Source organism: Candidatus Thermoplasmatota archaeon (assembly GCA_018814355.1).
GTDB lineage: Archaea > Thermoplasmatota > Thermoplasmata > UBA10834 > UBA10834 > COMBO-56-21.
The window spans coordinates 1-9,528 of sequence record JAHIZT010000002.1 but is presented as its reverse complement, the minus strand read 5'-3'; the positions used below and the strand labels follow the sequence as shown (position 1 = coordinate 9,528).

General features: G+C 57.4%; 10 protein-coding genes. 5 read left to right on the top strand and 5 right to left on the bottom strand.

Features of this window, described 5'->3' with window-relative positions:
• Positions 1–228: hypothetical protein (locus KJ653_00085; GenBank protein ID MBU0684239.1), on the bottom strand; the 228-nt coding region annotated here is incomplete at its 3' end.
• A 363-nt stretch (positions 229–591) separates the two neighbouring features.
• Here KJ653_00085 and KJ653_00080 point away from each other — a divergent pair.
• The 3 genes from KJ653_00080 to KJ653_00070 are packed head-to-tail and all read left to right on the top strand — an operon-like array spanning position 592 to position 3,136.
• Entirely contained in the window at positions 592–1,242 is a 651-nt protein-coding gene (locus tag KJ653_00080; GenBank protein ID MBU0684238.1) for a cysteine hydrolase, read from the top strand.
• Positions 1,230–2,141 carry an NAD(P)/FAD-dependent oxidoreductase gene (locus tag KJ653_00075; GenBank protein MBU0684237.1) on the top strand — a complete coding sequence of 304 codons (912 nt, stop codon included), beginning with the start codon at positions 1,230–1,232 and terminating at the stop codon, positions 2,139–2,141. Before KJ653_00080 ends, KJ653_00075 begins: the two co-directional genes overlap by 13 nt.
• On the top strand, positions 2,138–3,136 hold the full coding sequence (locus KJ653_00070) for a radical SAM protein (GenBank protein ID MBU0684236.1): 999 nt from the start codon (positions 2,138–2,140) through the stop codon (positions 3,134–3,136). Before KJ653_00075 ends, KJ653_00070 begins: the two co-directional genes overlap by 4 nt.
• Positions 3,137–3,162: 26 nt before the next feature.
• Here the strand turns inward: KJ653_00070 and KJ653_00065 are convergent, their stop codons facing one another.
• The gene (locus KJ653_00065; GenBank protein MBU0684235.1) at positions 3,163–3,885 is read right to left on the bottom strand and encodes a class I SAM-dependent methyltransferase; all 723 of its coding nucleotides are present in this window, start codon (positions 3,883–3,885) and stop codon (positions 3,163–3,165) included.
• A 119-nt stretch (positions 3,886–4,004) separates the two neighbouring features.
• On the opposite strand from KJ653_00065, the gene KJ653_00060 reads away from it, so the two are divergent.
• The gene (locus KJ653_00060) at positions 4,005–5,093 is read left to right on the top strand and encodes a glycerol dehydrogenase (protein MBU0684234.1); all 1,089 of its coding nucleotides are present in this window, start codon (positions 4,005–4,007) and stop codon (positions 5,091–5,093) included.
• A 7-nt stretch (positions 5,094–5,100) separates the two neighbouring features.
• On the opposite strand, the gene KJ653_00055 is transcribed toward KJ653_00060, so the two are convergent.
• The 3 genes from KJ653_00055 to KJ653_00045 all read right to left on the bottom strand — a co-directional run bounded on the left by KJ653_00055 (position 5,101) and on the right by KJ653_00045 (position 8,433).
• Positions 5,101–5,817 (bottom strand): hypothetical protein, encoded by a 717-nt coding sequence (locus KJ653_00055; protein MBU0684233.1) that lies wholly within the window; start codon positions 5,815–5,817, stop codon positions 5,101–5,103.
• A gap of 65 nt (positions 5,818–5,882) precedes the next feature.
• The gene (locus tag KJ653_00050) at positions 5,883–7,328 is read right to left on the bottom strand and encodes a trimethylamine methyltransferase family protein (GenBank protein MBU0684232.1); all 1,446 of its coding nucleotides are present in this window, start codon (positions 7,326–7,328) and stop codon (positions 5,883–5,885) included.
• A gap of 493 nt (positions 7,329–7,821) precedes the next feature.
• Positions 7,822–8,433, bottom strand: a complete 612-nt coding sequence (locus KJ653_00045) for a superoxide dismutase (GenBank protein MBU0684231.1) — start codon at positions 8,431–8,433, stop codon at positions 7,822–7,824.
• A 353-nt stretch (positions 8,434–8,786) separates the two neighbouring features.
• Between KJ653_00045 and KJ653_00040 the strand changes: the two genes are divergently transcribed.
• Entirely contained in the window at positions 8,787–9,437 is a 651-nt protein-coding gene (locus KJ653_00040) for a cobalamin-dependent protein (GenBank protein MBU0684230.1), read from the top strand.
• Positions 9,438–9,528: the final 91 nt, after the last annotated feature.

Below are 9,528 nucleotides of genomic sequence, written 5' to 3'. Positions count from 1 at the left end.
CTGGTTCCTCAGAGCTCCATAGGGATCATTCGTGTTCCTGATCTCCCCATCGACGTCGATCTTGCCGCCCTTGGAACGGAAGACAGAGATTGGTTCGACACCGATGAAGGAGTATCTGGCGACCTTCATAGGGCCCTCGACGGATTCGAGGAGGAAACATTCACCAGGGAACTGCTCCCTCAGAGACGCGAAAACTGAGACCGGATCTAGTTTGCAGGAATCCTCGATGGAGACGCTCGTGGGAAGGTTCGAGCTAGGAGTGTTAGAAGCGTTCGCGCCGCCACTTTGCCCAAAGTAAATCCCTTCTAGGAGACATCATGTCAAAGATGATGCTTGATGTACTATTAATAACCTAATTGAACACATTTGCACTATCATGATTGCGCTTCATACATGCGCTAATTCGATTCAATTTCATTGTACCCTTTGACTAATCGTCACCGAAACAATGCGCACACCTCCATCGGGGTCACAACCCCCGGCCTCGAAAAGATTCAATAGTGGACAGCGTATTCGCGTCAATGATAGAGGCACTGTTTTGGCGTTTCCAGCCTCCCAATCCAGGAAACGACCCTAGGGAGGCTGGGTCGGATGTCTGCCAACGTTACGATGAAGAAAACGAAGGAGTGGCAACGGATCGTTCAACCATACCTGAGCGACCATCGGAACAACACACACGCTTTCTCCCCGGAGAGGTCCGCGCTGCTCGTCATCGACATGCAGCGGTATTTCCTCGAGAGCGATTCCCACGCATTCATCCCTGCCGCCACAGAGATCGTCGGCAATGTCACGAGCATTCTCGAAGCATACCGACGCAGAGACCTGCCAGTGATCTTCACCAGGCACGCGAACTCCAGGGGCGCCCCGGCTGTCTCCATGGAGAGATGGTGGAGAGACGTGCTTTACGAAGACGACCAGCTCTCAGAGATCTCGCCAGCGCTGGCCCCTGAACCCGGCGAGCACGTCCTGCAGAAATCGCGGTACAGTGCATTCGTCGGTACGGATCTGGAAGGCAGGTTGAGGAGTCTCGGGATTGAGAGGATCCTGATAACTGGAGTGATGACTCACCTTTGCTGCGAGACCACCGCAAGGGATGCGTTCATGCGCGACTTCGATGTGTTCATCGTCATCGACGGCACCGCATCCAAGAGCGAAGACCTGCACACTGCGAGCCTTAGGACTCTCACAGACGGTTTCGCGATACCGGTGACGACGGAGGAGGTGCTGAAGTGGGTGAAGTGAGGCAAGCCATAGTCGTTGGCGCTGGACCAGCGGGAATGGCAGCAGCGATATACCTTCAGCGAGCAGGCCTCTCCCCGCTACTGCTGGAGATGGGCGAGCCTGGGGGACTGCTGCGTGAGGCAAACCTGGTCGAGAACTACCCAGGCTTTCCGGGCGGGATCAGGGGCGCCGATATGGCCGCGCTGATGGTCAAACAGGCTCGAGATGTCGGTGTCACGATTGCGAGGGAACGAGCCGAGAGAATAAGCCTCAGAAAGGGAAAGTTTGTCATCAAGACGGATAGAAAAGAGCGCGCATCACGGACGCTCATCGTCGCGACGGGGACGCGCCCAAGAACGATCAGGTTGAAAGGTGCTTCAGACCTCACTGGAAAGAGACTGTTCTATGGAATCAACTCGATCCCCAGCAAGGGACTAAGGGGTTCGCTGGTACTGGTCGTTGGAGGCGGAGACGCGGCCTTCGACTACGGCCTGAGTCTACGAGGCAAGGGTTGCAAGGTGACCATCCTCACGAGATCGTCGCCGCGGTGTCTTCCGCTCCTGCAAGCGAGAGCTGAACAGGCGGGAATCGAGGTTCGAATCGGCTTCATCCCGAGGAGCGTGAGCGAACGCAGAGGTCGCGTTGTCCTGAGCTGCAGCCACGATAGGAAGCTGGTGGAACTCGTCGGAGACTACGTCCTCGTCGCCTGTGGCAGGGAACCAAACCTCGAGCTGCTCAGGGACTCGGACCTGGGAGTCCCAATTGCGAGAGGAGGACCGCCCATGACAAACGTTCCGGGTCTGTTCTTGGTCGGGGATGCGGTACGAGAGAGCTGTCGCCAGACCGGCATCGCAGTAGGCGATGGGATTTTGGCTGCGATGCTCGCGGAGAGGTACGTCAAGGGGGGAAAAAGAGAGTGAGGATGATCTCGGAGTACGGAAGCGACGACATCGCCAGGGTCTACGTCGCACAGATGCGCGAAGACGAAGGTGCGCGAACCGACTCCAAGCGATTCATGGTGGAATTCGTCGAGTCCGTGCAGCCACCGATCCCGCGCGAACAGAAATGGGTGCTCATCGTCTCTTCCATGTTCGGATGTCCGATTAGATGCAGGATGTGCGACGCTGGAGGGGAGTTCGCCGGACGGCTGACCGCCGATGAGATACTTGCGCAGATAGATTATATGGTCCGCCTGCGATTTCCTGATGGCCGAGTCCCGACCAAGAAGTTCAAGATACAATTCGCAAGGATGGGAGAGCCTTCCCTGAACCCCGCAGTGCTCGACGCGATGGACCGTCTTCCCCGGATGTATGACGCGCCCGGACTCCAAGCATCAATGTCGACGGTGGCCCCAGGAACCAAACCAGCAAGAGAGTTCTTCGAGAAGCTGATAGCGGTCAAAGAACGGCACTATGCCCACGGCAGATTCCAGCTGCAGTTCTCCATACACACGACGGACATGAAGATGAGGGACGAGCTCATTCCGACCAAGAAGTGGTCTCTTGAGGAGATCGCGGCGTACGGCGCGAAGTTCACGAGGCCGGACGAAGGCGACAAGAAGGTGACCCTCAACTTCGCCCCGGCAGTCGGGTACCCGATCGACGCTGGGCTGCTCCGAGAACACTTCGACCCTTCACTCTTCATGATCAAGTTGACGCCTCTGAATCCGACCGTGCGCGGACACGAGGAGTCGCTCAGGTCTGCGATAGACCCTCACGACAGACGCACATCGGATCGAATCGTGGAGCCGCTCAAGCGAGAGGGCTTCGATGTCGTCCTGAGCATAGGCGAGCTTGAAGAGAACCGCATCGGGAGCAACTGCGGACAGTTCATACAGCGCGCGCTGAACGCGAGGGAGAGGCCGAGCGAGAGCTACGAGCTCGACCGCTACCGCGCCGCTGAGAAACAATCGTAGGTTTCTCACGAGGTATGGCTCTTGGACTAGGTTCTCAACAACAGGAAGCCTCTGTAGTCCATGTTGTGCTCCAAGAATTCGGGCCAATCCCAACGCTTGGCGCTCACGAGCATCCGGACCTGCTGTGTAAGATCTACTTGACCGGAGATGATGAGCCCCGCATCCAAAGCGAGCGTCGAGAATTCATTCACCGTCACGGCTCCGGCGATGCACTGTTCCCATGAACCCTGGTTCGAGCACACGTTGGTCTTGAAGGCGTCAGAGATAGCGATCCTGGCACCAGGCTTGGCTATGCGCGCTATCTCCCTCATCGCGGTGACCTTGTCGGGCAGCAGATTGATGGTTGCCTGGCTCAGCACAACATCTACCGATTTGCTGGCTAGGGGTATGCGTTCGAGGTCGGCCCGGACCAGTTCCACATCCATGTCCCTGAACTTCGAGTGCCTCGATATCCCTCGTGACACGAAGAGACCAGCGGATGAAAAATCAAGTCCTATCATCGTCTTCGGAGGACAGAGCTCGAGCGCCCTGAAAGCGAGGCTTCCGGTCCCGATGCCCAAGTCCGCAACCACTTTGTTCGTGAGCGGATGCACCATGGATAGCAGCGGGTCGGCGACCATGGACAGCGCCTTGCGTCTGTCGGAGGCGGCCTTCTCGCTCTGGTCGCTCCACTGATCGTCGTACTTCTTTCTCGTGCTCGCCTTGAGCGAGCTCGGCTCAGTGCACGAGCAGCTTGGTTTCTTCTCCAAGGGATTTGCCTCTCGGACATGAAGTGAATCGCATCCATTGGTAATCAACTTGTTTTTTATATCCCGCAACAGTTGCACTAATGTGGCCTTCTAGGAGTTCCAAGGAGCTAGGACATCTCATGAAGCCAATCGCTATCAGAAAGATGGTCACGCCTTCGCTCTATCTGCAGGGAAAGGGTGCGATCTATCACCTGGGCCAGAAAGCGCTCACGTTCGGAGACAAGGCGTACGTCGTCGGAGGCCACACTGCGCTCCAGGCCGCGGGTGACAGGATCAAGAAATCGCTGGCATCGAATGGCATCGAAGTGGTCGGGTGGAACGACTCAGTCAAGGAGTGCACCCACGACACGATCAACAGACTCGCCGATGAGGGCAAACACCAGAAGGCGCACTTCGTCGTGGGCGTCGGAGGAGGCAAGGCGATCGACACCGCGAAGGGAGTCGCGTGGAAGCTGAAGGTACCCGTGATGTCTGTCGGGACCCAGTGCGCGACGAACGCTGACGGAAGCTCTGAGTGCATCGTCTACACGGGAGATCACAGGTTCGTGGAGGCCCTCATCCTGCCCAGAAGCCCAGTGCTCGTCATCGAGGACACGGAGATCATATCGAAGGCTCCTGTCAAGTACATGATTTGGGGCATGGGGGACGCTCTCTCGTGCAAGTTCGAGGGCGAGGCGTACGCGAAGACCAGGATGAAGAAGATGGACGGGCGAGTTCCGACTCTCTCGGCTCTTGCCCTCGGGGACGCGTGCTACAAGAGCCTTATGGAGCATGGTCTCAAGGCCATCACTGATCTCAGAAACGGGATACACTCGCTCGACGTCGATGACATAATAGAAGCCGTCAAGCTCTCGTCGGCCATGGCTTTTGAGAACACCGGCTGCGCGCTCGCCCATGCGCTGCACAACGGGCTCATGAAGACCGGACAGATCAAGGGAGAACACGGCGAGGTCGTTGCGTTCACGACCATCGTCCAGATGGTCTACGAGAAGAGGCCAAGGGAGGAGGTGCAGCAGGTCGTTTCCTGGTGCGAGAAGGTCGGTCTGCCGATCAGGCTGAAGCTCCTTGGGGACCCGTCAAAGGCGGCTCTGAGGACGGCTGTGGAGCACGCGGCGGACAAGGATGTGGACAGCAGGAACATGCCAGACAGGATGAGGCCGTCGGACCTGCTAGAGGCGATCGACAAGGTGGAGAGAGGAGCGCTCTAGAGCTCGCTCATGCGGTCATCGCGTCGATGTGCCAGAACGGCCTTGTCAAAGTGCTTACCCTGTGTCTCGCGATCACCACGCCGGCGGTGAACACGCCTGCGAAGTCGAATATCAGGTCCCCCGCCGTGTCCACGCCCGGGTGGAAGTTGCTCCAGCCGAATACGGTGTCGGTGAAGAACTCGGTGAACTCGAAGAAGAACGAGATTACCACCATGGTCAAGATCGCAGCCCAGAACTTTCTCCTGCCGTTCGTTCTCGGAGGTCCGGTCGGGCTCATGGTCCAACAGATGAAGGACCAGAGGAACATCGTCATCACGAGCGTCCCGAGATAGTGCGCCAAGTTGTCGTACCAGTTGAGGTCGGAGGGGCTGTATCCGAAGTATCCGGGCATGCCAGCGTCGATGAGGACCATGAAGAAGAGGAGTATGATGGCGCCACCGGTGATGACCGCCTTCCTCTTCAATTCAAAGATCACCAGCGGTATCATGATGACGAACGAGAAGGCGTAGGTCCAGCTCGACCAGGTCCATCCACCCCGTTCCATGGACATAAGGAACAGAGTAACTAGCACTACGAGCACTGAGACAGATGCGAACGGGAATCCCATCAGCTTTCTACTGATCCTCGGAAGGTCACAGTGAGGGTGCGCACTCGTGCCATCCCCCTCGAGGGAGACGCTCGCCTTCATCCGGCGTGAGTAGCGGACAAGGTCCGATTCGCTCATTTGCCCATCCCGTGCATCAACTGACTGTCATGGCATTACTGAGGGGGAGTATAATGGTGTTTGTCCTAATGGGCCAAATGGGCCCCTACCTGCCTCTCCCACGCCTTCACGAGCTCGTTGCCCCTCTTCACGACATCCGCAGGAAGGGCAGGGACCTTGTGCTCCCTGAGGACCTGTTTCGCGATCGCCTTCGTCTCTGAGGACATGCTTGTCGAGAGAGTCGCCTGCCAGTTCCTCTTGCTCTGGTCGCGAGCCAGGATATCGGTCCTGAAGTTCCTGAGCGTGTGTGGGTGCTTCAGGAATGTGCCGGCGTGCCCGACCGCTTCGACCACATTAAGGGCGATCGCATCCTTGCTCACAGGGAATCTGTGCATGTAGGTCCTGATGTCCTGCCACACGGTCGAGTCGAGGACGACCTGCTCGAGCGCTGCGCCCTTCGCGTTGTCCAGGCTCCCAGCGCCGGACATCATGTCAGAGCCGGAGAACGTGTTCAGCATGACACCGAAGGCCTCGCTCAACGATGCCTGGATGCCGGGATCCTTCGTCTCGAACCCCCAGCTGGAGGTGTGGGATGGCAAGCCGTACCGCATGGCCATCTGCGCAGCACCAGCAGAGATAAGCGGGAGGTGATAGGAGTTGTAGTCCATCACTCCCGTCATCATGTTCATCGGGGCGGATTCCGAGCTGTAGACGAACGGCGCTCCCTGGGCGGCCGTCTGGGAGATGACCAGGCTCGCAAGGTTTTCAGCGTTGATGTTCTCCAATGTCCCCGCCATCGTGACGGGCGATGACAGCCCGGAGATCGACATGGACATTGATATCACAGGTATGCCCGCCCTCGCGAATTCCGCCTGCGCCTCGATCTCCGCCTTCTCGAAGCACAGGGGCGCAATCGAGCAACTGATCACTGAGAAGATCGGCTTCTTCCTAAGCTGCTCGGGGCCTCCAACGACAAGGGATGCGAGTTCCACTTGCTTCCGAGCGTCTTCAGCGCCATGAGTTGCAGGCACGACATGAATGTGCTTGGTGTTGTTCTGCAGAACGGTCCAGAGAGAGTTGACGGCGAGCGCCTCCTGAGGGACATCATTAGCTGTAACCGTGGTCCAGCAGATATCCAGTCCGGGCATCGCGTCCGCCATGATTGAGAAGTTCGCGAGGTCCTTGTTCGTGGTCGGCCTCTGCATCCCAGTCTCCAGGTCGCGAGTGTGCACGGCGAGGCCCGTCGTCGAGAGGAGAGGATACGTGTCCACAGGGATTTCCCTCTCGTGTCTCTGGTCGCGCGCGCCGAGCTTGATCTTCTTAGGAGCGTTCTTGACGGCGTCCATGACCATCCTCTCGGGGAGCTTAGCGACCCCCTTCTTGAGATCGATGGCAGCACCAGCACGCTCCAGCATCTTGAGAACCGTCTGGCTTTTGACCATGACCCCGATCATCTCGAGGCATCTCAGGCTCTGCTCGTGTACCAGCTCCTCCTCGTCCTTGTCGAAGAACTTCAACCGCGCTACCGCCATAGGAGACCTCTCCCAATTGTCCTGATCGAACGGAGGATAGAGAACTGGTCTAAAAGGGTTTCTGAGAGCAGGATTCAGAAAAGGACCGGCAATTAGAAAGGACTTTAAGGGAGCAGCGCGGAATGATTCACGGAGGAGAGCGAATGAGCGGCCCTTGCTGCCCTAGGGAGAACTCCATGGGAGTGATGTTCTGCGATTCCTGCGGGAAGGAATTGCGACGGCAACCAATAGAGAGTCGACATCTGGATCCCAAGACTTGCGTATCCTGCGGCCGAGCCATGGAGCAGGCAGTCTACTTCACCGTATGCCCACATTGCGGCTTCAATTACAGGATCGAGATCTCCCAGATTGATCCCGAAGAAGGGTTGACTTTACGGTCTCTGATGCCATCATTCCTAATGACCGCGGCGGTCGTCTGCGCGATACTTCTCCTACTATTGCTCACGTAGACTCATTTGGTAGAAGAACAGAAGGGGTTTCAGAATCCGTCGGTTCAGGTGTGTGCTTCTAGCCTCTTGCCCACCGCGTCCCAGTCGACTAGGTTCCAGAACGCTTCCAGGAACTTGCCGCGGTCGTTCTTGTAATCGATGTAGTATGCGTGCTCGAACACATCTACGACCATGAGGATGGTGTAGGTCGGCATCACGTTGAGGTTGTGCTTCTCGATCTGCATGAGGTACGGCCTCGTGGTCTGCGCGCCTAGTGCCAGAGCGGCCCAGCCGGAGCCTTCCACGGAATTCGCGGCCATTGTGAACTCCTTCTTGAACCGGTCGAGCGTGCCGAACTCCTTGACTAGCCATTCCGCTAGTTTCCCGCCGGGCTTGTCGCCACCCTTGCCCTTGGGGGCTAGGTTGCCCCAGAACAGCGAGTGCAGGACATGGCCGCCGATGTTCCACGAGAGCTCCTTCAGGGTTGCCTTGACATCGTAGTCGACGCCTTCCGCCCGGGCCTTGTCCAGCTTGGCGAGGATGCCGTTCGCGCCGTTCACATACGCCTGGTGGTGCTTCTCGTAGTGTATCTTCAGCTGCTCCTCAGAGATGTAGGGCTTGAGATCCGCATATCCATACGCTAGTTTCGGGAGACTGAATGTCTTTATTTCGTCCACGTTTTCCCTCCATTTGATGTTCAAGACATATTGCCGACTTATGTAAGTTTCCACGTACTGCTTTGTCGCGAGGAACCCTGAGGTGCTGTCGTCAATCCTTAAGTACGAATTGGCCAATATCAATTCTGCTCTGACATAACGAGCTCAAAGAGGAAGGCGTTCAAGATGATGAGGAAGCGTTTGGATCTTTCTGAAACTAGCTCGTCCCTCATGCTTCTCCTGATGCATGGTGGAGCTGGCGTCCAGGTCGGAGAGAACCGTCAGTGATTTTTTCATCGTCACTAGCTTGAAACCTCTTGATTCATTGACTTGGGCGATTTCATCTCAAGTCCGACAAAGCAAAGGTGGACATCATGACGGACAGGCAATCGATCTTGAACGAGCTGGAGAACAGCGTCAAGGGGCTGCAGCAAGAGGCTGCGGTAGAGGCTGCTAGGAAGGCGCGCGCAGCCGGTGTGAGCCCCGTCGACGCTATTGAGAACGGCCTCGCGAAGGGTATTCGCGAGGTGGGCGAGAAGTTCGCGCGCAAGGAGATGTTCGTTGTCGAGCTGATCTACGCAGCGACCATCATGGAGGCGGCGATCAAGGTCCTCGAGCCCGAGCTGAAGAGGAGCAAGGAGAAGAGGCACTCTGTGGCTAACGTTGTGCTGGGGACCGTTGCTGGGGACATTCACGATATCGGCAAGAACCTCGTGAGGATCATGTTCGAGGCGGGAGGGTTCGAGGTGCACGATATCGGCAAGGATGCGCCCACGGAGACCTTCGTGTCTAAGGCCAAGGAAGTGGGTGCTGGCCTGATCGGCGCGTCATCCCTCATGACGACGACAGTGGAAGGCCAGAGAGAGGTCGTCGAGGCGCTCAGGGCCGCGGGTATCAAGGCTCCTGTCATGGTCGGCGGAGCTGCTGTGTCTGAGGAGTGGGCCAAGGAGATAGGTGCGCACTACTCGTCCGATGCGGGGACAGCGGTCGAGCAGGCGAAGCTGCTTCTGGGAAAAGGAGCGTGAGAGGAATGTCCAAGGAGCCGATGAGGATCGGGCAGTTCGGCATGAAGCGGTTCGAGGTCATGGAGCCGAAGAGCGCTGAGGCGATCCATGT

What these genes read in the sequence shown, in the direction of transcription:
- KJ653_00055 (MBU0684233.1), bottom strand. Translation starts at nt 5,817, where the DNA reads ATGAGCGAATCGGACCTTGTCCGCTACTCACGCCGGATGAAGGCGAGC.
- KJ653_00040 (MBU0684230.1), top strand. Translation starts at nt 8,787, where the DNA reads ATGACGGACAGGCAATCGATCTTGAACGAGCTGGAGAACAGCGTCAAG.
- KJ653_00060 (MBU0684234.1), top strand. Translation starts at nt 4,005, where the DNA reads ATGAAGCCAATCGCTATCAGAAAGATGGTCACGCCTTCGCTCTATCTG.
- KJ653_00080 (MBU0684238.1), top strand. Translation starts at nt 592, where the DNA reads ATGTCTGCCAACGTTACGATGAAGAAAACGAAGGAGTGGCAACGGATC.
- KJ653_00050 (MBU0684232.1), bottom strand. Translation starts at nt 7,328, where the DNA reads ATGGCGGTAGCGCGGTTGAAGTTCTTCGACAAGGACGAGGAGGAGCTG.